The organism is Synechococcus sp. NOUM97013, from assembly GCF_014279815.1.
In the GTDB taxonomy this organism is placed as follows: domain Bacteria; phylum Cyanobacteriota; class Cyanobacteriia; order PCC-6307; family Cyanobiaceae; genus Synechococcus_C.
Map to the genome: position 1 here is coordinate 110,179 of NZ_CP047941.1, position 25,662 is coordinate 135,840.

Genomic DNA, 25,662 nt, shown 5'->3' on the forward strand with positions numbered 1-25,662 from the left:
CTGGCTCAAAACAAGCTGTAGATGAAGGGTGCGACCACGGTGCCTTGCGTGAACACCAGCAGGGCGCCCATGAGCACCAGCGTGATGATCAAAGGGGCGAGCCAATACTTCTGGCGCACCTTCATGAATGCCCAGAGATCAGAGAGGAGATCAATCAGGTCACGCATGGGCAGGAGCGACCGGCATCAGAACGGACGCTCGAGATTAACTGTCTTGTCGGCGCAGCTTTCGCGGTAGCTGTCGAGCTCTGGCTTGAAGGATCGGCGCAAGGGGTCATGCCCAAGCAAGCGCATGGCGATCGCGATCGGCTGCAGCACAACCAGATAAATCAAGCCGAGAATCAGATGGCTGTTGATCCAGCCCAGGCCATGGCCCAAGAGCATCCACAGCCCATAGGGCCGTTGCAGTTGCTTGGGCGCAATCAGCCCCATGGCAATGCAGAGACTGCCGAGCACGATCGGCCAAGTGGGTGAGGCTGTGTTGTGCAGCCATGGCCAGATCAGGCTGAAGACCAAGGGCAGAAACAACCCGAGCGTGAGCCCGAAATTGCGCAACTGCTGCTCGCTGGCTTTGGGAATCGTGGGTAGCGACATCATGGTTAATCCAGCTCGAATTCCTGCATCCAGGTTTGGTCGGATTCCGATGATTTGGGTTGTTCGTGTTTCAGCAGGATTTGGTTTTCCAGCACCAACGCATCCATTTCGGTGCGCATGAAACAGCGGTAAGCATCTTGCGGTGTGCAAACAATCGGTTCGCCGCGCACATTGAAGCTGGTGTTCACAAGCGTGGGACAGCCCGTGCGGGAATGGAAGGCCGATAGCAGGCCATGAAACCTGGGGTTAGTGGCAGCATGAACGGTTTGCACCCGTGCTGAATAGTCCACGTGGGTGACGGCAGGCAGCGATGAGCGCGGCACATTCAGCTTGTCGATGCCAAAAAGCTGATTTTGCTCGTCAGTCATCGGAATACAGAGCTCTTTTTTTATAGGCGCCACAATCAACATGTAGGGGCTGTCTTGATCAAGTTCGAACTGATCACTCACATGCTCTGCCATCACCGAGGGTGCGAAAGGTCGGAAGCTTTCGCGGTATTTGATTTTCAGGTTCATCACGCTTTGCATCGCTTGACTGCGTGGATCTCCAAGGATGGATCGGGCTCCAAGCGACCGTGGCCCAAATTCCATGCGTCCATTCAGCCAGCCCACCACCTTGCCTTGGTCAAGAAGCTCGGCAACCGTGTTGAACAGCTGCTCGTCATGTTCGGTGTGGAAAGGGATGTCCTGTTCTTGCAGATAGTTGCAAATGTCTTGGTTGCTGAAGGCTGGACCTAAATAAGTGCCCTGCATGGTGTCGCCCGCAGGTAAAGAGCGCGGCTGGTTGAAGTGCTGATGCCAGGTGATCAGTGCGGCGCCAAGGGCTGATCCGGCATCGCCGCTGGCGGGTTGGATCCAAATCTTGTCGAATGGACCCTCGCGTAGCAGCCTGCCGTTAGCAACACAATTCAATGCGACGCCACCCGCAAGGCATAAGTGTTTTGCGCCAGTTTCTTTGTGCAAGCTGCGCGCAAGGGCAAGCACGATTCTTTCGGTGACGACCTGGATGGATGCGGCCAGGTCCATGTGAAACGGCTCGAGATCACTTTCAGGATCACGCGGCGGTTGGCCAAACAACGCATGGAAGCGTTGGCTTGTCATTCGAAATCCACGATGGAACTTGAAAAATTCAAGATTGAGCCTGAAGGTTCCATCGGGTTTGACGTCGATTAAATGGTTGTAAATCATGTCAACATATTTGGGTTCGCCATAGGGGGCAAGTCCCATTAATTTGTATTCTCCTGAGTTCACCTTGAATCCGCAATAAAAGGTGAAAGCTGAATACAGAAGCCCCAGTGAATGTGGGAAAGAAAGTTCCCAGTGGGGCTTCAATTCATGCCCTGTGCCGATCCAGGCTGATGTGGTCGCCCATTCCCCAACGCCATCCATGCAGAGCACGGCTGCAGACTCAAAGGGACTTGGAAAAAATGCGGCTGCGGCGTGAGAGAGATGGTGCTCCGAGAACAGCAGAGGAGGAATCGTTGATCCAGCGCCAGCAATCGTCTGCAAGTTCTTTTGGATCGTGCGCTTCAGAAAGAGCTTTTCTTTCAGCCACGTCTGCATCGCGGCCACGAACGACCGTCCTCCCCGAGGGGAAGCACCGATGTAGGTCTCGAGCAGACGCTCAAACGTGAGCAGTGGTTTCTCGTAGTAGGTGACGGCATCCAGGTCGCTGATGTTCAGCCCCGCTTGATCGAGGCAGAAGCGAATGGCACGGCTTGGGAAGCTTGGATCGTGCTTGCGTCGACTGAAACGTTCTTCCTGCGCTGCGCTGACCACGCGGCCGTCGATCAGCAGTGCTGCGGCGCTGTCGTGGTAGTAGGCAGAGATCCCCAGGATGGCCGTCATGACAATCGTTTCAGGAGCACCTTGGTTGCGGAAGATTAACGCTCTCTTCTGTTCCCTAGGAATTTCAGGATTGTCCGTTCGTTGAAGTTCTGGGCTTTTGCGGGTCGCGTTGGCTTCAGCGTTCGGTGTGGCTTCGGCCATTGATTCAGGGGAAAGCCGCACGAATCATCCCGCTTTAGCCCGGTACTCTTTTGATGGTCTTTTCGTGTGGAGTGCTGGCTGCCATTGCAATGACAGATCCAGGCCCCATCCCTCCTGCACCGGTCGCACTCCATCTGGAAGGGGTGCGTCTGGATATTCCGGTTTTCACTAACGAGACCCGCAGTCTCAAAGCGTCGTTGATCCGCTCAGTGACAGGGGGATCGCTTCGGCGCCAACGGGGTGGAGCGGTTGTGACGGCTCTGCAGGACATCAACTGCACCATCCATGAAGGCGAACGCATTGCCTTGATCGGCCATAACGGTGCTGGCAAAAGCACGTTTCTGCGCCTGATTTCAGGGATCTATCAGCCCACGGCGGGCCTGTTTCAGGCTCAGGTGCCGGTGTTCCCGATGATTCACAAGAGTTTCATCACCAGCGACGAACTAAGCGGCCTCCAGGCCATGAAGGCGCATTACCTCCTCATCCATGGCAATTTGCTTGGCTTCGAGGCCTTTCAGGACGATGTCGTTGGCTTTGCCGGTCTGGGTGATTTCATTCATCTGCCCTTGAAGACCTACAGCCAGGGAATGGCGGCAAGGCTGCTGTTTGCGGTGCTCACCAGTGGCAGCCATGAGTGTCTTGCCATGGATGAGGGCTTCGGAGCCGGGGACACGCACTTCTATGACAGGGCTCAGGATCGCCTCGAGCGTTTTCTGGATACAGCGGGAACTCTGCTGCTCGCGTCCCATGCAGAGGCTCTCTTGAGGCGTTTCTGCAGTCGTGGTTTGGTGTTCAGGGAAGGCCGCATCGTCTTCGACGGTCCGCTGAACGACGCCCTGGCTTATTACAACCAACCCTGATGACCCCCTCGCTTCTGCCTGGTTCTGCCAAGCCCGCGCGTTGCAGTGTGCGCAGCACGCTGAGAGAAGCCTGGCGGATGCGTCGCGTGTGGTGGTTCACCGCTTCGGCACGCACGAAAGCGCGTTTTGTGCGCACTTATTTCGGCAGCTTCTGGCTTGGTCTTTCCAATCTGTTTTCGATTGCAGTTCTGGCGGCTGTGTACGGCACTGTGTTCAAAGTGCAAGATTTTCAGACTTATGTGGTGTATCTAGGCTTGGGTCTGGTGGTTTGGAACGCGATTGCTGCCGCGATTTCATCAGCGCCCACTCTGTTTCTGCACAATCATTCGCATGTGCACAACACCAACCTTAATCCGGTGTTTTACACCTTGGAAGAGTGGTCGTTTCAGCTGCAGACCTTCGTGATGTCCTTCTTACTGGTGGTGGCTGTTCTTAGCTGTTTTCAGCTCAGCTTGATTCCTTATCTGTTCGTAGGTTGGCTGCCGATTCTCAATCTGCTGCTGTTCCTTTACTGGTGTCCAGTGCTGATTTGTTTGCTCGGAGCGCGTTATCGCGATCTCTATCAACTCGTGCCAGTGGCCCTTCAGTTGATTTTCCTGTTGTCGCCGATTCTTTTTGAGAAAGAGAATTTGGGTGCAATGCAATGGACGGCAAATTTCAATCCTCTTTATCGCGTGCTCAGCCCGGTGCGTCACACCTTGATGACCGGTGAAGTGATTTGGTCGCAAAATGCAGTTGTTCTGCTGGCCAATGTGGTGGGCCTCTGGCTTGCGATCCGGTTGATCAACCGTGAACGACCCAATCTTCCATTTTTGATTTGATCCAAGTCTGTTCCTTTCGCCACCGACAGCAATTGGCGTCACCCGTCAGTCCCCTAGAAACTCCAAGATTTCCCGGTCTTTGAGGTTCTGGGCTTTGCCGCTGCGCACTTCGCGGAGGGTACTGCCGTTGGCGGCGGCCATGGTTCTGAGGTTGTCCTGGAGGCTGCGCACCTGGCCTTCCAGCTGGTCGATTCGCTCCATCAGGTTGCGGATCACGCTGGCCTCCGCATCAGGTAGCGCCGAATGGGCCAGGGGGTTGATCCGCACGCCGCTCTGGTGGATCACCCGGCCGGGGATGCCCACCACGGTGCAGTCTGCTTCCACATTGCGCACCACCACCGACCCCGCACCGACGCGTGTGTTGGCGCCCACTTCAATCGCACCGAGCACCTTGGCGCCGGCCCCGATCACCACGTTGTTGGCGAGGGTGGGGTGGCGCTTGCCGTGTTCCTTGCCCGTTCCGCCCAGGGTGACGCCCTGATACAGCAGGCAGCGATCGCCCACTTCGGCGGTTTCGCCGATCACCACACCCATGCCGTGGTCGATGAACACCCCATGGCCGATGGTGGCGCCTGGGTGGATCTCCACGCCAGTGAGGCCTCGCCCCAGTTGGCTGAGCAGGCGGGCGGGCAGCTTGAGGGGCAGCCTGGAGCGCCACAGCCGGTGGCTGAGGCGGTGCAGGGTCAACGCCTGAAAGCCCGGGTAGCAGAGCAGTATCTCCAGCGGCCCACGCGCTGCGGGGTCCCGTTCACGGATGATCGCCAGGTCGGCGCGGAGGTGGTTGAGCATGCCTGGGCGCCGCGCTTTCAGCACTGAAGGGCGTCATTGTGGCAGCTGGCAGTGCTCAGCTGGTCTGTAGGCCGATCTCCTTGCGCAGCTGCTCGATCGTGTCGCCACTCAGGTAGCTCTCGGCGCAATGCACCTGGGGCATGCGCATCAGCTGGGAGCGGTTCTGGCGCAAGCTCTGCTCCACCAGGGGCATGCTGGGGCGATCGCACAGCACATGGCTGGAGGCCCGCAGCAGGGCCAGCAGGCGGCTCTGCACATCCGGCGTTGCGGTCATCAGCAGCAGTTCGTTGCCGCGCATCGAGTGGAGGATGACTTCGGCCGCCCGCAGGATGCCCGGGCTGATGCTCACCAGGCCCACGCAGCTTCCCTGCCGCAGCTCCTTCAGCATCGCCAGCTCGCCGCGGAAGTCGTTGAGGTCCACGGCCACGGCCCGCACGCCGTGTTTCTTGGCCAGCTCTTCCACGGGTTGCAGGAAGTAGCGACTGGTCACCACCGTGCCATTACTGGCGCTCTCCAGCACGCTTTCCAGCTCCTCCATCGGCACCACCTCCACGGGCACGTCCAGGCAGGGCTCCAGCTCTTCGGCGATCAGCATCGAGGCGCCGATGTCTTCCCGGGGGGTGCTCACCAGCACGCGGGCGCCGCAGCGCAGGCGCCAGTCGATTTCACGGGTGAGCAGGTCGCGGGTCTGCTGCAGGGTGCAGCCGGCATTCAGCAGCCCATCCACGCATTTGCGCACCTCGCGGTCGATGTCGGTGACCCCGCGGTTGCGCATGGTCATCGGCGAGCGGATTTCCCGCGGCTTCTGCTGGTCGCGCACGTAGATGCCGGAGCCGGCCATGGCTTCCACCACGCCATCGGTTTCCAGCTGGCGGTACACCTTGCTGATCGTGTTGCGGTGCAGGCCGGTCTGCATCGCCAGCTGACGCGTGCTGGGCAGGCGATGACCCGGGGGGTAGTGCCTGGCGGCGATGGCGAAACAGATCTGGTTGTACAGCTGGGTCGACGCGGGGATATCGCTTTCCTGCTGGATGTGGAATCGCACGCCGGTGGGCCGGATCAAGATGCGGCCACCATAAGGAGTGAACGGCTCGGTGACAATTGGCCGGGTGGTCAGTGTCCCTATGCCAGTTCCCGTTGCACCGGAAATCGAGTCCCGCTGGTGCGTGGTGGATGGAGGCCCGGTGCCCCTGCGCTGCTGGTGGTCGCTGCCGGAGCCGCTGAGTGGCGGCCAGGAGGAGGTAGCACGGATCCGTAACCAGAAAGGCTCAGCAACGGAGCGAAAACGTACCGTTTTGGTGCTTCCCGAGGTGTTTGGCGTGAACGCTTGGGTGCGCTCTGTGGCCGATCGCTTCGCATCCATGGGCGTTCCGGCCCTGGCGATACCCCTGTTCGCGCGCACAGCTCCGGAGTTGGATCTCAGTTATGGCGAGATGCAACTTGCGCATGGACGGGAGCACAAAAACGCCACCCATGCCGATGAAATCCTGGCTGATCTGCAGGCGGCGATCGCCTGGCTTCAGCGCAGCCTGGAGGCTACGGATCTGGAGATCATCGTGGTGGGGTTCTGCTTTGGCGGCCATGCCACCTGGCTGGCGGCCACCCTGCCTGGGGTGACCCGCAGCTTCGCGTTTTATGGCGCTGGCGTCGTGCAGGGGCGGCCCGGTGGCGGCGCTCCCACCCTGGAGCTGCTGCCGCAGGTGTCAGGAGCGTTCACCTGTCTGTTCGGCCTCGACGACCCGCTGATTCCCGCCAGTGATCGCGTAGCGATTGCAGCGGCCTTGCAGGCTGCTGATCCCGAGGGGCAACGCTTGCGCGCTGTCAGCTATGCCGGCGCGGATCACGGCTTCATGTGTGATGCCCGCGCTGCCTTTCACGACAAAGCCGCCAGCGCGGGCTGGCGGCTGTTGGAGGACGCGCTTGGGCTGAGCTGATCAGACGATCAGCCGCTGTTGCTGGGTTTGCCCACCGTGCGCACAGCGCGCGGGGGTGCTGTGATCGTGCGCACCGCCTTGTTCACCACTTCCTCTTTGTCGTCCTTTTTCACCAGCGGTGTTTTGCGTGGCGTCAGGAACATGATCATGTTGCGGCCTTCCCGTTTGGGGGGCTGCTGGATCTCGGCCGGTTCCTCGAGGTCTTTGGCCATGCGGCGCAGCAGCGTTTCGGCCAGAGCGGTGTGCTGGATCTCGCGGCCACGGAAGATCACGGTGCACTTCACCTTGTCGCCCGCCTTGAGGAAGCGCTGGGCCTGACCGATCCGCACGTCGTAATCGTGCTGGTCGATCTTGTAGCGCATCTTGACCTCCTTGACTTCGGTCTGGTGCGACTTCTTCTTGGCCTCTTTGGCTTTCTTTTCCTGCTCGAACTTGTATTTGCCGTAGTCCATGATCCGGCACACCGGCGGATCGGCCTTTTCGCTCACCAGCACCAGGTCGAGTTCACGCTCTTTAGCCACAGACAGAGCTTCTTCCCTGTCGATCACCCCGAGTTGGGTGCCGTCGGCATCGACCACCCTCAACTGGGGATAGTTGACGCGCTCGTTGATGTTGGGAAGCTCCCGGACGGGGGCACGGCGGTCAAAACGGGGACGTGGTGGCATTCAGTGAGTGCAGGGGCGGCTCGGCCGCAATCAGCCAAGCAATGTTGTAAGGCTCACCCTAGACCCGCCTCGATCAGCTGGGTGGCTTCCTTAAGGGCATCAGCATCTCCCAGCCAATGCGGCTGGTGCTGACGCCGGAACCAGGTCCGCTGGCGTTTGGCGAATTGCTGGGTGCGTTGGGTGGTCTGACGGATGGCCCGGTCCTGGTTCAGGCGGCAATCCAGCACTTGCAGGGCCTCGCCGTAGCCGATGGTTTGCAGCAACGGCAATGCTGCGCCGTAGCGCTCCTTGAGTTGGCGGGTCTCCTCCAGCAGGCCACCGGCATACAGCTCTTCTGTGCGCTGGCTGATGCGCTGGCGCAGATTGGCCGGGTTCAGGCCCAGTTCCAGCACCCGCCAGGGTGGTGGCTCGGCGCTGGTCTGCTCGCTCATGGGCTGGCCGGTGGCATAGAGCACCTCCAGGGCGCGCTGGGTGCGCACAGCATCTGCCGCGGCGATGCGTTGGCCGGCGGCCGGGTCAGCTCCCTGCAGCAATTGATGGCAGACCGGTTGGCCCAGGTCGTCCAGCTGCTGGCGCAGGGCGGGCTGGGGCGGAACGGCCGGAGGGCGCAGGCCACTGGTGAGGGCTTTCAGATACAAGCCGCTGCCCCCCACCAGGAAGGCCATGCCGCGTGTCTGCAGGCTGCGGTTCACCGCTTTGGTTGCTTCCTGCTGGAACTCCTGCAGGGTGATCGGTTGGTCAGGGCGACGCAGGTCCAGCAAGTGATGGGGCACCCGTGCCTGCTGGGCGGCGGTGGGCTTGGCCGTGCCCACATCCATCTCGGCGTAAAGCTGGCGCGAATCGATGTTGAGGATCTCCAGTTCGAAGCGTTCCGCCAGCTCCAGGCTCAGTGCCGTCTTGCCGCTGGCGGTGGGTCCCAGCAGCACCACCACCAGTGGTGCATCCTGCGCTGCGTTGGGCGCTGCAGGTGGGCTGGAGTCGGGCATCGAGCGGAAAGGGGGTGCACCCCTGCAAAAAATGACGTCTGAGAGGCCTCTGTGAGCGTCTCTGTTGCGCCGGTGGTAAATTCAGCCTGACAGGAAGCCTGGCCGACCGAAAGCGCATGAGCGAAGCCGCGAAAGTACAGGCGGCCTACGGTGCCGAACAGATTCAGGTGCTGGAGGGCCTTGAGCCCGTCCGCAAGCGCCCCGGCATGTATATCGGCACCACGGGGCCGAGGGGCTTGCATCACCTTGTGTATGAGGTGGTGGATAACTCCGTCGATGAAGCGCTGGCGGGGCACTGCAACGAAATCCAGGTGGTGCTGTGTGAGGACGGCTCCGCCTGCATCACCGACAACGGCCGCGGCATTCCTACCGACGTGCACCCGCGCACCGGCAAGAGCGCGCTGGAAACGGTGCTCACCGTCCTGCATGCCGGCGGCAAGTTCGGCGCCGGTGGTTACAAAGTCTCCGGTGGTCTCCACGGCGTCGGCGTCTCGGTGGTCAACGCCCTGAGTGAATGGGTCGAGGTCACCGTTCGCCGGCAGTCGAAGCTGCACCGCCAGCGCTTTGAGCGGGGCGCCCCGATTGGCAACTTGGCCTCGGAAGATCAGCCGGCCGACGAAGGCGGCCGCACCGGCACCAGTGTGCGCTTCAAGCCCGATATCGAGATCTTCACGGGCGGCATCGTTTTTGATTACGCCACCCTGTCGGCCAGGCTGCGGGAGCTGGCCTATCTCAACGGTGGCGTACGCATCGTGTTCCGGGATGAGCGCGAGTCGGCACGCGACGCCGAAGGCAATGCCCACGAGGAGATTTACTTCTACGAAGGCGGCATCAAGGAATACGTCGCTTACATGAATGCGGAGAAGGATGCGCTGCATCCCGAGATCATTTATGTGAATGCCGAAAAGGATGGCGTTTCGGTGGAAGCGGCACTCCAGTGGTGCGTGGATGCCTACTCCGACAGCATCCTTGGCTTTGCCAACAACATCCGCACCGTCGATGGCGGCACCCACATCGAGGGTCTAAAGACCGTGCTCACTCGCACGCTCAATACCTTTGCCCGCAAGCGCGGCAAGCGCAAAGAAGCGGATTCCAATCTCGCTGGCGAGAACATCCGTGAGGGTCTGACGGCTGTGTTGTCGGTCAAGGTGCCGGAGCCTGAATTTGAGGGCCAAACCAAAACCAAGCTCGGCAACACCGAGGTGCGCGGCATCGTCGACAGCCTGGTGGGTGAGGCCTTGAGCCAATACCTGGAATTCAATCCGGGTGTGATCGACATGATCCTGGAGAAGGCCATTCAGGCCTTCAATGCTGCGGAAGCTGCCCGCCGTGCCCGCGAGCTGGTGCGCCGCAAGAGCGTGCTGGAAAGTTCAACCCTGCCGGGCAAGTTGGCCGACTGCAGCACTCGCGATCCATCCGAATCTGAGATCTACATCGTGGAGGGCGACTCCGCTGGTGGATCCGCCAAGCAGGGCCGTGATCGGCGCTTCCAGGCGATTCTTCCATTGCGGGGCAAGATCCTCAACATTGAGAAAACCGACGACGCCAAGATCTACAAAAACACCGAGATCCAGGCATTGATTACAGCTCTCGGTTTGGGCATCAAAGGCGAAGACTTTGATGTGAAAAATCTGCGTTACCACCGCGTCGTGATCATGACCGACGCCGACGTGGATGGCGCGCACATTCGCACCCTGCTGCTCACCTTCTTCTATCGCTATCAGAAGGAGCTTGTGGAAGGTGGCTACATCTATATCGCCTGCCCGCCGCTCTACAAAGTGGAGCGCGGTAAGAAGCACAACTACTGCTACAACGAATCTGAGTTGCAAAAAACCATCGACGGATTCGGCGAGAAAGCCAACTACAACATTCAGCGATTCAAGGGTCTGGGTGAAATGATGCCCCAGCAATTGTGGGAAACCACCATGGATCCCACCACTCGCACCATGAAGCGTGTAGAGATCGAAGATGCCCTGGAAGCTGATCGCATCTTTACGATCCTGATGGGCGACAAGGTCGCTCCCCGTCGTGAGTTCATCGAAACCCACAGCGCTGAGCTCGACATGACAGCGCTCGACATCTGATGAATCGCTCAGCCGCCGCGATGCTGCGCTGGAGCTGGTTGCTTGGCGTGTCGTTGCTCGGCCCTGCCGCCCTGCCGGCGGGTGGTGCCGAACGTCGTTTGCCCCAAGTGCGCCGTTACCAGGGCAGTGGCCCGCTGCTCAGCGGTGATCGCTGCGTTTTGCAGGCCAGCCCACGTGTGGCGGCCCCGTCACTGCGCCGCCTGGAGGTGGGAACGCCCCTGCAGTTGCTGCGCCATTGGCGCAGCGATGACGGCCGTGACTGGATTCAGGTGCAGGTGGCCAGCGGCTCAGCCTTGCCCATGGCTGTTGAAGGTCAGCGGGGCTGGATCCATGGCTGACGTTGCTGCGGCTGATGCCACCCTTCATCAGGCGGTGTTGGTGGGGCTTGGGGCGATTCCCGGCGCCTGGTTGCGTCTGCGGGTGGTCAACCACTTCGATCCGATGGTGCCGCGCAAGCACTGGGGCACGTTGATGGTCAATCTCGCCGCCGCCTTCGCCTTGGGGCTGGTGATGGGTCTTCAGCGCTCCGGCCGCTGCGATCCCTCGGCTGGTGGCACCTCTCCATTGATCCTGCTGATCGGCGTGGGTTTCTTCGGTAGCCTCAGCACCTTCTCCACCTTTGCGGTGGAGGTGCTCAACACCCTGCGTGATCGCCGCTGGGGAGAAGCCCTGTTGCTCGCCGTTGGTTCGGTGCTGGGCGGTTTGCTCGTCGCCGCAGCGGGGTATGGATTGGGGCTGGCTGATGGCTGACAAGACCCTGTCGATGCGCGACGAATTGCAGGAGCTGTTGTTGGTGGCCATTGGAGCGGTGCCGGGGGCGCTGTTGCGCTGGCAGCTCGGTGCTGCGCTGCACGATCGCGACGTGCTGGCCAATGTGCTCGGGGCGCTGATTCTCGGCCTGCTGCTGGGATTGCCCTATCGGCCTCGTCTGCAGCTGCTGATCGGCGTTGGTTTCTGCGGCGCCTTCACCACCTTCAGCAGTTGGATGGTGAACAGCGTCGATCTGCTCAGCTCTGGCCAGCCTTGGGCGGCCGTCGGTTTGATCGGGCTCACCCTGGGGCTGGGCCTTGGCGGCGCAGCCCTCGGGTTGCTGGTGGGTCGAGGGCTGGGTCGCCTCAAGCTCAGGCCTTAAGGGCCGCTTCGATCGCACTGGTGAGCTCGGCGTCTTCCGGCGCGACACCACTCTTGAAGCGGTTGATCACAGTGCCATCCTTGCCCACGAGGAACTTCTCGAAGTTCCAGGCCACATCGCCGGCGGGCTCGGTGGTGTTGAGGGTGGTGTAAGGCTCGGTAGTGCTGCCGCTGGCATGCACCTTGTCGAACAGCTCGAAGCTGGCGCCGTAGGTGGTGGAGCAGAAGCTCTTGATTTCATCCAGGGTGCCAGGCTCCTGGGCACCGAAGTCGTTGCAGGGGAAGCCAAGAACGCACAGGCCTTCAGCTCCGTACTTGTCTTGCAGCGCCTGCAGTCCGGAATACTGCTTAGTGAAACCGCAGCGGCTGGCCACATTCACGATCAGCAGCACCTTGCCGGCGTAGGCGCCGAGGGATTGATCTGATCCCGCAGCGGTTTTCACCACAACGTTGGAGACGTTGACAGACATGCGTAAGTCGGTTTGGAGTGCGACCTTAGCTACGTCGTAGCCTCCATCCAACGACGGATGTTCGTCTGACTGAGTCACCGTCACGAGGAGCCTTTTATGAGGGCGTCGATCTGTTGAGGGCCGGCGCAGTGTTTTTGGTGCTTTGGTCTCATGCAGGAGATCTGCTGCCAGATGTCTTGCGTGCCAGTTCAGGGCTGAATTGGTTTCGTCCGGGGTTTTGGGGCGTCACCATTTTCTTTGCCATCAGTGGCTTTCTGGTGATTGGGCAGTTGCTGGATGTGGTGCTGGGCCAGCGCCAGGAGACTTTGAAGGTGTTTGTGCTGCGGCGCTGGTTGCGCACTGTTCCCACCTACTGGATCCTTTTGGCGTTACTCAGCGGCACTGGTGTTCTGGCTTGGTTGGGCTGGAGCACACTTGCTCTCAATGGATTGTTTTTGCAAGGACCCATGGGACTGGCACCAGTGCTGTTGCCTGTTTCCTGGAGTCTGGTGATTGAAGAATGGAGTTATCTGGCTTTTGCAGCCTTCGCTGCAGTGTTGATGTGTTGTCGCCAGAGGTTTTTGGTTTCGCGGCAGTCGCTCGTGCGCTTATTCCTTGCCGTGCTTCTCGTTGTGCCCGTTGTTGCGGGGTTTGCACGTTTTCATGCGCTTGAGCAGGGTCTTTCTGTGCAAGCTTTAAAGCAAGGTTTGTTGATGCAGACGGATGCTCTCGTCTATGGCGGGCTTCTGGCTTGGTCTTTGCGCCGTTTGCCAAAGCAATTTCATTCGTTTGCGCGGCGGGGCAGTGTGAGCACGCCTGCTGTGATTGGTTTGATCTGTGCCCTTTCTGCGACGGCCCCTGAGCTGTTCAGGGATGTGATGAATCCACTGCCTGAACATGCAAGGGGGTGGATTTCATTTGGTTTTTACCCGCTAGCAGGTGTTTTGGCGGCTGCGTTCGTTGCCGCAAGTTGGCGATTTCAATATCGCTCCTTGCCCACATGGGGAAGCCGTGCTCTTCAGGTTCTCAGTCGCTGTAGCTATTCGGTTTATCTTTTGCACTTGCCAATTGCCTATTTTGTGAGGCAATTAAATCTGCCGGCAGAATTCGGCTTGCTGATTTATTTGGTTGGTTCGATTGTTGTCGGGGATCTTTGTTGGCGGTTGTTTGAGCGTCCTTTTATGGTTTTGAGGAAGCGTCTGGTTTGACTTTTTTGGGTCGTTTTTTATGTGATGTGTTGATATGTGCTTCTTTGATGGTTCTGTGGCTGCTTGAAGCGTCGCTTGCTCTTGGCGCATGCTCTGTTTCGTGCTTCACATCACTATTTCCGGTGACGAGTCTTGGGGAGGCTCGTTGGGCACAATTACACTCGTGATGAGGAATGGGGGCATCGGTGATGGAGCAGGCCCCCGCAGCCTTGGCCGGAGTCGGCTTGGAATCTGAGCAGCTGCTGCAAGAGCTGCAGGCTTTGCTGGAGGTCGGTCACTACGACGCTGCGAAATCGCTGCTTTCGCCCCTCCAAGAGGTTGATATTGCAGAAGCCATCGGTGGTCTGCCCATGACCCTGCAGGCCCTGGCCTTCCGCTTGTTGCCCAAGGATGAGGCGATTGAGGTCTATGAATACCTCGAGCCTCCGGTGCAGCAGAGCCTGCTGGAGCGGCTTCGGTCTGGCGAAGTGCTCGAGATTGTGGAGGAGATGTCGCCGGATGATCGGGTGCGGCTGTTCGATGAGCTTCCCGCCAAGGTGGTGCGCAGGCTTCTCACCGAGCTGAGTCCTGCGGAGCGGCGGGTGACGGCTCAGCTGCTGGGTTACGCCAGTGAGACCGCGGGTCGCCTGATGACGACCGAATACATCGATCTCAAGGAATTTCACAGCGCGGCGCAGGCGCTGGCGATCGTGCGCCGCCGGGCCCGCGACACCGAGACGGTCTACAGCCTGTACGTCACGGACGCCGAGCGCCATCTCACCGGCATCTTGTCGTTGCGGGACCTGGTCACGGCTGATCCTGAGGACCACATCGGTGATGTGATGACCCGTGATGTGGTGAGCATCAACACCGACACCGACCAGGAGGAGGTGGCCCGGGCGATTCAGCGCTACGACTTCTTGGCGGTGCCGGTGGTGGATCGCGAGATGCGTCTGGTGGGCATCGTCACCGTCGATGACGTGATTGATGTGATCGAGCAGGAGGCCACCCGTGACCTCTACGCCGCCGGTGCTGTGGAGGCGGGCGATGAAGACGATTACTTCCAGAGCAATTTGTTTACCGTGGCGCGCCGCCGGGTGGTGTGGCTGTCGGTGCTGGTGGTGGCCAGCCTCGTCACTTCCGAGGTGATCGCCGTCAATGAAGACGTTTTAAAGGAGGTGGTGTTGCTGGCTGCTTTCATTCCGCTGTTGGCGGGAACCGGCGGCAACGTTGGTGCCCAAAGCTCCACGGTGGTCATCCGTGGTCTAAGCACCCAGAGCATTGCCTCCCTGGGGCAGCTCAAGGCCGTGGGCCGTGAGGCGATGGCCGGTTTGCTGCTGGGTTTGTTGATGATGGTGCTGGTGGTGCCCTTCGCTTGGTGGCGGGGTCAGAGCCCGCTGGTGGGCTTGTCCGTGGGCACCAGCCTGCTGGCGATCACCACCCTGGCGGCCACGGCCGGCGCCGGTTTCCCGTTGCTGTTCAACCGCATGGGGCTGGACCCGGCTTTGATGTCGACGCCCTTCATCACCACCTGCACCGATGTGGTGGGCACGCTCATCTATTTAAAGACAGCGCAGTGGTTGCTGGTGCATTGGCCCCAGCTGCTGCAGGGGGCAGGTATTTCTACCCATTTCTTTGCCGCAGCACTTTTCTGAGAGGACGTTTACGTTTCTTAGGAGTACGCTTCACACAACTCAAAGAAGCGTTATGGCTCCTGCTCTCGCCGCTGCTTCCGTTGCGAACGCTGCCAAGATTTCAACCAAGGGTGTGGCATCCACTAAGGCACCCACAGCAAAGGCCACTGCGACCAAGTCGCCGTCCAAAGGCTCGTCCTCTAAAGCTGTTGCCGTCCGCCCATCCGGCACAGATGTCGACCTGGTGCGTTCCTATTTGCGGGACATCGGCCGTGTGCCGCTGCTGAGTCATCAGCAGGAGATCACCCTCGGCCGTCAGGTGCAGGAACTGATGGATCTGGAAGCGCAGGAAGCGGAGCTCAGCGATCAGCGTGGCGGCGAAGCGGTGCCTGCAGCAGAGCTGGCCAAGGCTGCTGGATTGAGCCCAGTACAACTGAAGCGCAAGCTGCATGCGGGCCGCCGCGCTAAGGAGCGGATGGTGGCGGCGAACCTGCGTCTGGTGGTGAGCGTCGCCAAGAAATACACCAAGCGGAATATGGAGCTGCTGGATCTGATCCAGGAGGGAACCATCGGTCTGGTGCGGGGTGTGGAGAAGTTCGACCCGACCCGTGGTTACAAGTTCAGCACCTATGCGTACTGGTGGATTCGTCAGGGGATCACGCGGGCGATTGCGGAGAAGAGCCGCACGATCCGGCTGCCGATTCACATCACCGAGATGCTGAACAAGCTGAAGAAAGGTCAGCGTGAGTTGAGTCAGGAACTGGGCCGCACGCCATCGGTGACGGAACTGGCGGCATTTGTGGAACTGCCAGAAGACGACGTGAAGGACCTGATGTGCCGTGCGCGTCAGCCGGTGAGCCTGGAAATGAAGGTGGGCGACGGTGATGACACCGAGCTTCTGGATCTTCTGGCCGGTGAAGGTGAGCTGCCGAGCGAACAGGTGGAGGGCGAATGCCTGAAGGGCGACCTGCGGGATCTGCTGGGTCAGCTGCCGGAACTGCAGGAGCGTGTGCTGCGGATGCGGTACGGCATGGACGGCGAGGACCCGATGAGCCTCACCGGTATCGGCCGCGTGATCGGCATCAGTCGCGATCGCGTGCGCAACCTGGAGCGCGACGGTCTGGCCGGACTGCGTCGTCTCAGTGATCAGGTGGAGGCCTACGTCGCCTGCTGAGTCAACGTTCTTCAGCTTCAGACCGACTTCGCTTCACCAATGCTTACGAGAAGCTCCAGCAGCCGGGCATTCACCGGCTCTGGAGCTTCGTCATGGGGACAGTGCCCCACCTTCGGGAGCACGAGTAACGACTGGATGCAGCTGAAACGCTCAGCCCAGGCGCGTGCTTCCGCTACCGGTTCCCAGGGATCCCGTTCGCCCCAGATCAGATGCACCGGTTGCTGGAGGGTCTCCAGCAGCACAGGGGCCAGGTGGTCATCAAACAGATTGATGAAGCCGCGAAAGGCTTCCGCTGCTCCCGGTCGTTGCGTCGGTTGATAGAGCAGGTCAACAAGCGCGTCGTCGATGTTGGCGCCACTGGGGTAGGCCTGACCGAGAACGCTGCGGATCACTCGCGGTCGCGCTGCGTTGCGGAACAGGGCGGTGCTCAACCAGCGCTGGCTCACCAGCGTTTTGAGCAGGGGCCGGATCCAGGCCATCCAGGCCGGTTGGGTGGAGAGCTGCTTGTCATCCATCAGCCGTTGGGCGCAGTCGATCAGCACCACTCCCCGGCAGCGTTGCTCCAGCAGCTGCGCCGCCCGCAGAGCCACCACGCCGCCGATGGAGTTGCCCACCAGCAGCACAGGCCCTTGCACCACCTGCTGGCAGAAGTCGGCCACCTGCTGCCCCCAGAGATCGAAGCCGTAGCGCAGGGCGCTGCTGCTGGATGGGGGCTGGGTGGGATCCGATTCCCCCGCCAACAAGGCCTGGGGCTGGCTGCTGGCACCAAAGCCGATCAGGTCGAGCGCGTAGGTGGTCGTGCAGCCTCCCAGCACCGGCAAGGCGTGGCGCCAGTGACCGCTGCTGGCCCCGAAGCCATGCACCAGCACCACCGACGGCAGGGATCGCGATGACTCGGCGGGTGAGCCGTGATGGCCTGCATGGCGCCAGGCGACACTCAGATCACTGCCATCGTCTTGCGCCCAAGTCCAAAAACATTCAGCTGGCACCAGCGATTGCTGCGTCGTCGCTCTCATCCTGCTGGTTTTGACCGAACCACCGCGCCTCCAGCCCCTTGATCACCACATAAAAGGGCGGCACGACTCCCAGGGAAAGCACGGTGGCCACCACCAGACCACCGAAGATCACCGTGCCCAACGATTGCTGGCTTTGGGCACCGGCGCCGTTGGCGACCACAAGGGGCAGAAAGCCAGCCAGGGCGGCGATGGCGGTCATCAGGATGGGGCGCAAGCGCGATTCCGCCGAGGCCACCACCGCATCGGTGGGCGACAGTCCTTCCTCCAGATGTTGTTCGGCCACTTCCACGATCAGGATGCCGTTCTTGGCGGCCAGGCCGATCAGTGTCACCAGCCCCACCTGGGCGTAGATGTTCAGGTCGATCGAGCGGATGGCCAGGAACGCCAGGGCACCGAGCATGGCCAGGGGCACGGTGGCAAGAATGATCACCGGCGTGATGTAGCTCTCGTACTGGGCCGACAGCACCAGATACACGATCACGATGCCCAGGCCAAACACCAGCACGCTGGCATTGCCTGCCGACAGCTGCAGCAACGCCAAACCGGTGAAGGCTGAGCCGATGTTGTTGAACGACTGCTGGCTGAACAGCGACTGGATCGTCTGCAGTGCTTGCCCGGAGCTCTTGCCAACGGCTTGGGCGCCCTGGATCAGCACCGTTCGGTAGAGGTTGAAGTGGCTGATGATCGGTGGTGCGCTGGACAGCTCCACCTGCGCGAACTGTGACACCTGCACCAGTTCGCCATCGCGGCTTGTGACGTAATAGCTGAGGATGTCGTTCACGTCGGCCCGTTGCTCGGCGCCAGCCTGCAGGTAGACGTTGCGGACCTGGCCGTTTTCGTAGGTCAGCCCCGTGTAGCTGCCACCAGCCAGGCTGGCGACGGTGGTCATCGCTTCCTTGTAGTCGACATTCAGGGCACCCATCACGGCGCGATTGATCGTGAGTTCGAAGGCCGGCGCGCTGGGAATGAACTGGGTGTAGAGGGTGGAGAACATGCCGCTCTCACGCCCCGCCTTGATCAGTTTCTGGGCTTCGTCATTGAGCTCGTTGAAGCTGTAACTGCCGGTGAGGTCATTGAACTGGAAGTAGAAGCCCCCTTGGGCTGAGAAGCCCGGCACCGCCGGGGGCTGTCCCACCACCGCCATGCCGCTGCTGAGCTGGGAGAGCTGGGCATTCAGCCGGTCGGCGATGGCGAAGGAGCTGTTCTTGCGTCCGGGCCGTTCACTCAACGGCTTCAGGCCGATCAGGATCGTGCCCTGGTCGGGGCTTGAGCCGTTGAAGCCGTAGCCGCTGATCACATTGGAGTTGAGGATGTCGTCTTCCTGTTTGAGGATGGCGGCGATCTCCGCCCCCATCGCCTCGGTCTGGTTCAAGGAGGCGCCGTTCTGCAGCTGATAGATCCCTGCGAGATAGCCCTGGTCTTCATCGGGAATGAAGGCGGAGGGGAGGGCGGAGAAGGCCAACGCGGTGATCACAATGCCGCTGCCCAGGGCCACCATCACCCAGCGCCGGGTGCGGATCAGGGTTGCGATCAAGCGGGCATAGGTGCTTTGAAGGCGACCGAACTGGTGGTTGAACACTCGGAAGATCAAAGGCAGATTGGCGCCGGCCAGACCTCCCACCACGACGCCGAGCAGGTAGGTCCAGCTGCCGAAGGAGGCGGCGCTGAAGCGTCCGAAGGCCAGGCCCACGATCACGCCGGTCACCGGCCACACCCAGCCTTTGGGTGTCGGTGCTTCGCCACTCTTGAGGATCAGGCCCGAGAGCATCGGCGAGAAGGTGAGCGCATTGAAGGCCGAGATGGCGATCGAAAAGGCGATCGTCAGCGCGAATTGCTGATAGATGATGCCGATGCTGCCGGGGTAGAAGGCCACCGGCACAAACACGGCCATCAGTACCAGCGCCGTGGCCACCAGGGCGCCGAACAGTTCACCCATGCAGGCCAGCGCCGCCTGCCGGGGCTTCATGCCCGCTTCGATGTTCTTGGACACGGCCTCGATCACCACGATGGCGTCGTCCACCACCAGGCCCGTGGCCAGCACCAGCCCCAGCAGGGTGAGTTGATTGATCGAAAAGCCGAACACCTTGATGAAGGCGAAGGTGCCCACCAGTGAGATCGGAATGGCCAGGCTGGGCACCACGGTGGCGCGCCAGTTCTGCAGGAACAGGAACAGGATCAGCAGCACCAGCACGATGGCCAGGCCCAGGGCATCGATCACGCCATCCACCGAGGATTCGATGAACTGGCCGATGTTGTACACCTGCTTCACGGTCACGCCGGGTGGGACGTTCGCCGCGAACGACTCCAGCTGTTGCACCACAGCGTCGGCCACATCCAGCGCATTGCTGTCTGGTGTCTGGAACACGGCGACGGAGATGGTGTCGTGGTTCGATTCGTCGACAGCGGAGCTGGTGTAGTTGTTGAAGCCGTAGCGAACTTCACCCACATCCTTCAGCAGCAGCAGGTTGCCGGTTTCGCTGCGGCCGACGATCAGGTTGTTGAACGCCTCGATCGAGAGCAGGTTGCCGTTGTCCTCCACCAGCAAGGGGTAGGTGTAGGCCTGATGGCCTGCAGCGGGGGGGCCGCCCACCAGGCCACCGATGGAGGTGCTGTTCTGGGCTTGCACGGCGTCCACCACTTCACTGGCGGTGAGTTGATTGGCCGCCAGTTTGTCGGGGTCGACGAACAGCCAGTAGGCGGGGGTGCTGCCGCCCAGGATGTTCACATTGGCGACTCCAGGCACCCGTTCCAAGGGGTAATAAAGCTCTTCGTAGACAAGTCCATTCAGATAGGCGGCGTCGTATTGGCCTTCGGTTGACGACACCTGGTATGCGAGCAGGATCGACGGTGTCGACTGCTGCACTGACACGCCGGTGTTGGACACCTGGGGTGGTAGCTGTGGCATCGCCAGGGACACGCGGTTCTGCACGTTCACCTGGTTGATGTCGATGTCGGTGGTCTCGTCGAAGTAGACCTGAATGATGCTCTGCCCCTCCATGTTGCTGGTGGAGGCGATGTAGGACGCGCCCGGCACGCCGTTGATCTGCTCTTCGATCGGGTTGGTGACCGCTTGCTCGGTGACCAGGGAATTGGCGCCGCTGTAGTTCGCCGTCACCGAAATCAGCGGTGGCGCGATGTTGGGCAGATTGGCGATCGGCAGGGTGGGGATGGCAATCACCCCCATCAGCACGATCAGGATGCTGCAGACCGTGGTGAGCACCGGCCGCTTGATGAAGTTGTCGGAAAACGCCATGCCTGCCCTCAGTTGCTGGCGCCCTTGGCGGATCCCGTGGCGATCTTCACCGGAACGCCATTGCTAAGCAGTGCGGTGTTGCTCACCACCACCCGTTCACCCCGTTTCAACCCCGACTGGATTGGATAAAGGTTGTTCTGCAGGTCCCCCAGGGTCACGGCCCGCTGCACCACGATCGGTGTGGTGGCGGGCAGTTTGGCCAGCTTTCGCTTCTGGGCTTCGGGGACGGCAGCCGACGCCTTGATCTTGGGCAGGGCACGGCTCAATGGCACCGTCACATACACGAAGGGTTGCTGGGCCTGCATAAAAACCGCCTGTACCGGCACCGCTAGGGCCTGCTTTTCGCCGATCACGATTTCACTTTTCACAAACTGACCGGTTTTCAGTTGGCCGCTGAGGTTGGGGAAGGTGGCCTTCACCATCAACGTGTTCGGCGACTGGTTGTTCCCACTGATGCCGAAGTAGGGAGAGATGAAACTCACGGTGCCTTCACCTGTCACCGGCGGGTTTGTCTGGGAGGCCACCTTCACGGTCTGGCCGATGGCCACATCACTGGCGCGGGTGGCGGGCACCTGCATCAGGGTCCAGAGGGTGGAGTTGTTGACGATGCCCGTGATCGCCTGGCCGACTTCCACGTAGTCACCCAGCTTCACCGTGTCGAGATCGCCGATGACGCCATCGATGGGTGAGCGCACAAATTTGTAGCCGAGGTTCGCCGCGGCGGTGCGGGCCTGATCGCGGGAAGCGATGGCCTGGGTGGCGTACTGGTCTCGTTGCTTTGCGGAAGCGGCGCCGTTTTCGTAGAGAAACTGATAGCGCTCCGCGTTGAGTTTGTCGGTGCGGGCCTGTGCCAGTGCCGAATCCAGTGCTGCGCTCAGCTGCACGTTGTCGAGCACCAGAATGGGTTGGCCGGCCTTGACCCGCTGCCCATCCTTGGCCAGCACTTTCACCACGCGGCCGTCGGTTTCTGGTCTCAGCGACACCGTGGTGGTCGACTCCAGCAGGCTGATGGCCTGGATGCTGGGCTGGAAGGTGGCGTCACGGATCGTGGCGGTCTGCACCGTCATGATTTTCTGCGCTGCTTTGGGTGTCCCGCAGCTGGTGAGTAGGGCTGTGGCGGCCAGGACGGAAAGCAGGAGCGGTCGCCGCACGTAAGCCCAGCAAGAAGGCCGGACGTTACCGGGTTTTTCAGGGCGCAACCGGCACGGTGGTGGTTCTGTCGCAGGGGCCATTGGTTGGAAGTGCTGATGGTGCCGTTGGGCGACTGATCAGCAGCGGTGAACAGCGCTTCAATCCACGTTGATCGCTGCGTTTTTCACAGGTTTTCCACAAGTTGGTGATCTCGGATCCCATCGTTGATCGGGGCTTTGGCTAAGGCGCGGGGAAAAGTGGTTCTCCCCTTGACGGCGAGGCTACGGGTTGTTGCCCATTGCGAACTGGCCTCCAATGCGTCGCCCAGAAACCTGGCAGGCACAGGGTTTTTGTTTTTAGCGGCTTGCTAAGCGGAGTGACTCCGTTTTTTGACACCGCCTCGGTTGTCATGGCCTGATGGAGGCGTTGACAGCGAGTGGCTTGAGTTGCGCGAGACGCCTGATGGGATTCCCATCCATGTGAGTGTGGAAAATCAGATGCCGGAAGACCTCCACCGCGCCATGGCGGCGTTCATTGCCGAGCATCCCCAGTGGGATCAGTACCGGCTGGTGCAATCTGCGATCGCTGGTTTTCTGTTTCAGCAGGGATGCAAGGACCCTGCGGTGATTCGTCACTATCTGGGCGGATTGTTCCGCCGAGAGTCGTGCTCCATCTGATGCCGTGATTCACTGCGGCGGAGGGTTGCTCGTTGCGGTTGTCGTCGTCAGTGCCTGAAACCGCAGCGTCGCTGCTGCTCGATTGGTGGCAGCGCTTTGGCCGGCGGGAGCCCGCCTTGAAGCCCTGGATGTTCACGCCCGAGGGTGTATGGCCGTTGCCGGAGGTGTTGCTGGATCCCTACGGCATCTGGATCGCGGAGGTGATGCTCCAGCAGACCCAGCTGCAGGTGGTGTTGCCTTACTGGCAGCGATGGATGCAAGCCTTCCCGACGCTCGCGGCCCTGGCTGAAGCCGATGAGCAGTCTGTGCTGTTGCGCTGGCAAGGCCTTGGCTATTACTCGCGCGCACGTCGTCTGCATGCCACGGCACGATTGCTGTTGGCTCTGATCGACGCTGATCCCGCGGAGCTGGCCCTCTGGCCCCAGGATCTCGACAGCTGGCTGGCCTTCCCGGGGATTGGTCGCAGTACTGCAGGCGGCATCTTGTCGTCGGCGTTCAACAGTCCGCTGGCGATTCTTGATGGCAATGTCCGTCGCGTGCTGGCGCGCTTGATGGCCCATCCGCGGCCGCCCATGCGTGATCAGGTGTTGTTCTGGACCTGGAGTGAGGCGCTGATTGCGGCCATTCCCCAGCGCAGTCGTGATCTCAACCAGGCCCTGATGGATCTGGGCGCCACCCTGTGCACGCCGCGCAATCCCTCCTGCCACTGTTGTCCCTGGCAGGCCAGCTGCGCTGCTTACGCTGCGAGCACTCCTGAGCTCTATCCCGTGAAAGAGGCGCCCCGCAGCATTCCCTTCCAGGTGATCGGTGTCGGCGTGGTGCTCAATGGGGAGGGTGAGGTGTTGATCGATCAGCGGCTCAATGAAGGCTTGCTGGGTGGTATGTGGGAATTTCCTGGGGGGAAGCAGGAGCCTGGTGAGGCCATTGCTGACACCATCCGCCGCGAGTTACGGGAGGAGTTGGCGATTGATGTGGAGGTGGAGCAGGAACTGATCACCGTGGAGCATGCCTACAGCCACAAAAAGCTGCGCTTTGTGGTGCATCGCTGCCGATGGCTTTCAGGCGAACCCCAGCCCCTGGCCAGTCAGCAGGTGCGCTGGGTGAAGCCTGAGGAGCTTGGCAACTTTCCCTTTCCTGCGGCCAATGGCCGGATGATTGCAGCGCTGATGGATCACCTTGGGCTGCCGTCGACCCTCTAGAGCTCGAGGCCTGATTGCTTGAGTGGTTTCCCTGGTTGGCAGTTCTGGTGCCGCTGGCCACGCTGCAAACAGTTGACCCTGTCGGATGGCCATGCGTGCTGGCGGTGCTCCCCAGGTGCTTTGTCTGGGTGAGGCTCTGGTGGATCGATTGGGTCCCCTGGGCGGTGACCCCGCCACGGCTGCGCCGGCGGACTGCGACGACCGCTTGGGGGGAGCTCCAGCCAATGTGGCCTGTGCCCTGGCGCGGCTCGGAACGCCGGTGGGCTTCATCGGTCGCCTGGGGCTTGATGGCATCGGCGACAGTTTCCGCGAGCTCCTCGCCAATCGCGGCGTGGACCTGCGCGGCTTGCAAAGTGACGCTCACCGGCCCAGCCGCGTGGTGTTGGTAAGAAGAGACGCCTCCGGTGAACGGGTGTTTCAGGGCTTCACCGGCGATGCGGGCGAGTGCTTCGCGGATCAGGCCCTTGATGCCCAGAGCCTCGGGCTGGTGTGGTCTGCCCTGGTGGATCAGGCGTTGTGGCTGCTGATCGGCACGATTCCCCTGGCCACCGAGGCCTCAGCCCAGACTCTCGAGGCGGCGGTGCAGCAGGCTGCGGCATCGGGGGTGCGTCTCGCGCTGGATGTGAACTGGCGCCCCACCTTCTGGGATGCCGCTGCCGATCCCGCTGCGGGTCCCGGGCCTGATCAGCTGGCGCGGATGCGCCCACTGCTGGAGCAGGCGGCTCTGATCAAGCTGGCGCGCGAGGAAGCCGAGTGGTTGTTCAGCAGCAGCGATCCGGAGGTGATCAGTGGGGGTCTGCCGCAGAAGCCCGATGTGCTGGTCACCGATGGTGGTCAGCCGGTGCGTTGGTGCATGGCCGGCCATCGCGGTTCGATGCCGGTGTTGCCACCGCCACGGGTGGTGGACACCACGGGAGCCGGTGATGCTTTCACGGCTGGGCTGCTGCATCAGCTGGTGGCACTGACGCCTTCGGCCGGGCAGCCGCTGCGGCTCAGCGAAGCGGTGGTGAAACAGGTGGTGCGTTACGCGGCGGCCTGTGGTGCTTTGGTTTGCGCGGGTCCCGGAGGCATTGATCCCCAGCCCTTGCCCAGCCGGGTGATGCAGTTTCTCGAGCAGCTCGACGACTGAAACGCGGCTTCGTTTCAAAACGCTTCCACCGCAAGTGGGTGACTGGCGATGAACTGCAGCGCCTCGTCACGGCTGAACACGCTGCCGGTGGCTGAGCTGCTGCGCACGCAGCTGGCTCCCAGGGCGCTGCCCCAGCACAGGCAGGTGGGCAGGTCTTGGTCGTCCAGGAGCGCTGCGATGAAGCCGGCAGCGAAGGCATCGCCCGCACCGGTGCTGCCGACAAAGTCCGTGTTGTAGGCACCGATGTGCAAGCGCGTGTTGTCACTCACTAGGTGGGCGCCTCGCTGTCCTGACGTGATCACCACCGTGTGAGCGCCTGCGGCTCGGAAGGCATCGGCTTGCTCCCAGGGGTGGCGGCAGCCCGTCAGCGCAGCAGCTTCGTCGTTGTTGGGCAGAAACACGTCTACGAAAGGAAGGATGGCCCTGAGCCGGGCCATGGCGTTCGCATCCGCCACTTGCACCACATCGAGCACGATGCGCGTGCCGGCTGATCGGGCCTGCGCCAGTCGCCGCAGCATCTCCGGGCTCTCAAGGCCATCCAGCATCAGGAATCCGCCGATGTAGAGCACGGCAGCCGATTCGATCAGACCCTCCGGGACCATGGCGGGTGTCAACAGTCGGTTGGCGCCAGCGTGGGCGATGAAGCGGCGGTCCTCTTTGCGCACGTTGATCACGGCTGCGCTGGCGCTGGAGGCGTCCGTTGCGTGCACTAAGCCGGCGGTGTCGATACCCGCTGCCTCAAGCGTCTGACGAATGAAAGCACCGAAGAAATCCTCTCCAATGCAGGCGGCGATGCCCGTGCGCACACCCAATCGGGCCAGATTGACGGCGGTGTTGGCGGCGCAGCCGCCGAGGCTGAGCTCCATTCCGTCGGTTTCGATTAGCTGCCCCTGCGCCGGTAACGCCGAAATCGGCTGGCAGACCAGATCAGTGCAGACGCCGCCAAGGCAGAGGCATTCCAT

General features: G+C 61.3%; 25 protein-coding genes. 13 read left to right on the forward strand and 12 right to left on the reverse strand.

Annotated features, from left to right (window positions below):
- Positions 1-5 precede the first annotated feature (5 nt).
- Genes SynNOUM97013_RS00515 through SynNOUM97013_RS00525 form a run of 3 tightly spaced genes read right to left on the reverse strand, consistent with a single transcriptional unit; the run spans position 6 to position 2,440 of the window.
- Positions 6-167, reverse strand: a complete 162-nt coding sequence (locus SynNOUM97013_RS00515; protein WP_186480335.1) for a DUF5989 family protein — start codon at positions 165-167, stop codon at positions 6-8.
- Between the two features lie 18 nt (positions 168-185).
- Complete coding sequence (locus tag SynNOUM97013_RS00520) at positions 186-593, reverse strand: SxtJ family membrane protein (RefSeq protein ID WP_255442847.1); 408 nt, start codon at positions 591-593, stop codon at positions 186-188.
- Positions 594-598: 5 nt separating this feature from the next.
- Positions 599-2,440, reverse strand: coding sequence for a carbamoyltransferase (locus SynNOUM97013_RS00525; protein ID WP_186480336.1), 1,842 nt, complete (start codon positions 2,438-2,440; stop codon positions 599-601).
- A 194-nt stretch (positions 2,441-2,634) separates the two neighbouring features.
- On the opposite strand from SynNOUM97013_RS00525, the gene SynNOUM97013_RS00530 reads away from it, so the two are divergent.
- Positions 2,635-3,441 (forward strand): ABC transporter ATP-binding protein, encoded by an 807-nt coding sequence (locus tag SynNOUM97013_RS00530; RefSeq protein WP_255442848.1) that lies wholly within the window; start codon positions 2,635-2,637, stop codon positions 3,439-3,441.
- A complete protein-coding gene (locus tag SynNOUM97013_RS00535) occupies positions 3,441-4,262 on the forward strand; it encodes an ABC transporter permease (RefSeq protein ID WP_186480338.1) in 822 nt (273 codons plus the stop codon). The genes SynNOUM97013_RS00530 and SynNOUM97013_RS00535 overlap by 1 nt, the downstream gene beginning before the upstream one ends.
- A gap of 45 nt (positions 4,263-4,307) precedes the next feature.
- Here the strand turns inward: SynNOUM97013_RS00535 and epsC are convergent, their stop codons facing one another.
- Entirely contained in the window at positions 4,308-5,051 is a 744-nt protein-coding gene (epsC, locus tag SynNOUM97013_RS00540) for a serine O-acetyltransferase EpsC (RefSeq protein ID WP_186480339.1), read from the reverse strand.
- A 55-nt stretch (positions 5,052-5,106) separates the two neighbouring features.
- Positions 5,107-6,096 (reverse strand): GntR family transcriptional regulator, encoded by a 990-nt coding sequence (locus tag SynNOUM97013_RS00545; protein WP_186480340.1) that lies wholly within the window; start codon positions 6,094-6,096, stop codon positions 5,107-5,109.
- 79 nt (positions 6,097-6,175) lie between these two features.
- Here SynNOUM97013_RS00545 and SynNOUM97013_RS00550 point away from each other — a divergent pair, with 79 nt between their 5' ends.
- Positions 6,176-6,985 carry a dienelactone hydrolase family protein gene (locus SynNOUM97013_RS00550; RefSeq protein ID WP_186480341.1) on the forward strand — a complete coding sequence of 270 codons (810 nt, stop codon included), beginning with the start codon at positions 6,176-6,178 and terminating at the stop codon, positions 6,983-6,985.
- Positions 6,986-6,993: 8 nt separating this feature from the next.
- On the opposite strand, the gene infC is transcribed toward SynNOUM97013_RS00550, so the two are convergent.
- Together infC and miaA are read right to left on the reverse strand one after the other, a co-directional pair.
- Positions 6,994-7,650, reverse strand: a complete 657-nt coding sequence (gene infC, locus SynNOUM97013_RS00555) for a translation initiation factor IF-3 (RefSeq protein WP_186480342.1) — start codon at positions 7,648-7,650, stop codon at positions 6,994-6,996.
- A 53-nt stretch (positions 7,651-7,703) separates the two neighbouring features.
- Entirely contained in the window at positions 7,704-8,636 is a 933-nt protein-coding gene (gene miaA, locus SynNOUM97013_RS00560; protein WP_186480343.1) for a tRNA (adenosine(37)-N6)-dimethylallyltransferase MiaA, read from the reverse strand.
- A gap of 116 nt (positions 8,637-8,752) precedes the next feature.
- Between miaA and gyrB the strand changes: the two genes are divergently transcribed.
- From gyrB to SynNOUM97013_RS00580, 4 genes are read left to right on the forward strand one after another with little or no spacing between them, the layout of a single operon-like run.
- The gene (gene gyrB, locus SynNOUM97013_RS00565; protein ID WP_186480344.1) at positions 8,753-10,720 is read left to right on the forward strand and encodes a DNA topoisomerase (ATP-hydrolyzing) subunit B; all 1,968 of its coding nucleotides are present in this window, start codon (positions 8,753-8,755) and stop codon (positions 10,718-10,720) included.
- Positions 10,720-11,058, forward strand: a complete 339-nt coding sequence (locus SynNOUM97013_RS00570; RefSeq protein ID WP_186480345.1) for an SH3 domain-containing protein — start codon at positions 10,720-10,722, stop codon at positions 11,056-11,058. Before gyrB ends, SynNOUM97013_RS00570 begins: the two co-directional genes overlap by 1 nt.
- On the forward strand, positions 11,051-11,470 hold the full coding sequence (locus tag SynNOUM97013_RS00575; protein WP_186480346.1) for a CrcB family protein: 420 nt from the start codon (positions 11,051-11,053) through the stop codon (positions 11,468-11,470). The genes SynNOUM97013_RS00570 and SynNOUM97013_RS00575 overlap by 8 nt, the downstream gene beginning before the upstream one ends.
- A complete protein-coding gene (locus SynNOUM97013_RS00580; RefSeq protein ID WP_186480347.1) occupies positions 11,463-11,852 on the forward strand; it encodes a CrcB family protein in 390 nt (129 codons plus the stop codon). Before SynNOUM97013_RS00575 ends, SynNOUM97013_RS00580 begins: the two co-directional genes overlap by 8 nt.
- Here SynNOUM97013_RS00580 and SynNOUM97013_RS00585 read toward each other — a convergent pair.
- Complete coding sequence (locus tag SynNOUM97013_RS00585) at positions 11,842-12,321, reverse strand: glutathione peroxidase (protein WP_186480348.1); 480 nt, start codon at positions 12,319-12,321, stop codon at positions 11,842-11,844. The genes SynNOUM97013_RS00580 and SynNOUM97013_RS00585 overlap by 11 nt on opposite strands.
- Positions 12,322-12,431: 110 nt before the next feature.
- On the opposite strand from SynNOUM97013_RS00585, the gene SynNOUM97013_RS00590 reads away from it, so the two are divergent.
- From SynNOUM97013_RS00590 to SynNOUM97013_RS00600, 3 genes are all read left to right on the forward strand, one after another.
- Positions 12,432-13,508: an acyltransferase family protein gene (locus tag SynNOUM97013_RS00590; protein ID WP_370586485.1), complete on the forward strand. Its 1,077-nt coding sequence runs from the start codon at positions 12,432-12,434 to the stop codon at positions 13,506-13,508.
- Positions 13,509-13,696: 188 nt separating this feature from the next.
- Entirely contained in the window at positions 13,697-15,142 is a 1,446-nt protein-coding gene (mgtE, locus tag SynNOUM97013_RS00595) for a magnesium transporter (RefSeq protein ID WP_186481329.1), read from the forward strand.
- 52 nt (positions 15,143-15,194) lie between these two features.
- A complete protein-coding gene (locus tag SynNOUM97013_RS00600; RefSeq protein WP_255442852.1) occupies positions 15,195-16,295 on the forward strand; it encodes an RpoD/SigA family RNA polymerase sigma factor in 1,101 nt (366 codons plus the stop codon).
- A 17-nt stretch (positions 16,296-16,312) separates the two neighbouring features.
- On the opposite strand, the gene SynNOUM97013_RS00605 is transcribed toward SynNOUM97013_RS00600, so the two are convergent.
- The 3 genes from SynNOUM97013_RS00605 to SynNOUM97013_RS00615 are packed head-to-tail and all read right to left on the reverse strand — an operon-like array spanning position 16,313 to position 21,715.
- On the reverse strand, positions 16,313-17,311 hold the full coding sequence (locus SynNOUM97013_RS00605) for an alpha/beta fold hydrolase (protein ID WP_186480350.1): 999 nt from the start codon (positions 17,309-17,311) through the stop codon (positions 16,313-16,315).
- Positions 17,274-20,564 (reverse strand): efflux RND transporter permease subunit, encoded by a 3,291-nt coding sequence (locus SynNOUM97013_RS00610; protein ID WP_186480351.1) that lies wholly within the window; start codon positions 20,562-20,564, stop codon positions 17,274-17,276. Before SynNOUM97013_RS00610 ends, SynNOUM97013_RS00605 begins: the two co-directional genes overlap by 38 nt.
- 8 nt (positions 20,565-20,572) lie before the next feature.
- Positions 20,573-21,715 carry an efflux RND transporter periplasmic adaptor subunit gene (locus tag SynNOUM97013_RS00615; protein ID WP_255442853.1) on the reverse strand — a complete coding sequence of 381 codons (1,143 nt, stop codon included), beginning with the start codon at positions 21,713-21,715 and terminating at the stop codon, positions 20,573-20,575.
- Between the two features lie 384 nt (positions 21,716-22,099).
- Here SynNOUM97013_RS00615 and SynNOUM97013_RS00620 point away from each other — a divergent pair, with 384 nt between their 5' ends.
- The 3 genes from SynNOUM97013_RS00620 (at position 22,100) to SynNOUM97013_RS00630 (ending at position 24,700) form a co-directional block, all read left to right on the forward strand.
- Entirely contained in the window at positions 22,100-22,372 is a 273-nt protein-coding gene (locus tag SynNOUM97013_RS00620; protein ID WP_370586434.1) for a DUF2811 domain-containing protein, read from the forward strand.
- 50 nt (positions 22,373-22,422) lie between these two features.
- Positions 22,423-23,571 carry an 8-oxo-dGTP diphosphatase MutT gene (gene mutT / locus SynNOUM97013_RS00625; RefSeq protein ID WP_255442854.1) on the forward strand — a complete coding sequence of 383 codons (1,149 nt, stop codon included), beginning with the start codon at positions 22,423-22,425 and terminating at the stop codon, positions 23,569-23,571.
- 85 nt (positions 23,572-23,656) lie between these two features.
- Positions 23,657-24,700, forward strand: coding sequence for a carbohydrate kinase (locus tag SynNOUM97013_RS00630; protein ID WP_186480354.1), 1,044 nt, complete (start codon positions 23,657-23,659; stop codon positions 24,698-24,700).
- A gap of 14 nt (positions 24,701-24,714) precedes the next feature.
- Here the strand turns inward: SynNOUM97013_RS00630 and SynNOUM97013_RS00635 are convergent, their stop codons facing one another.
- Entirely contained in the window at positions 24,715-25,662 is a 948-nt protein-coding gene (locus tag SynNOUM97013_RS00635; protein ID WP_186480355.1) for a carbohydrate kinase family protein, read from the reverse strand.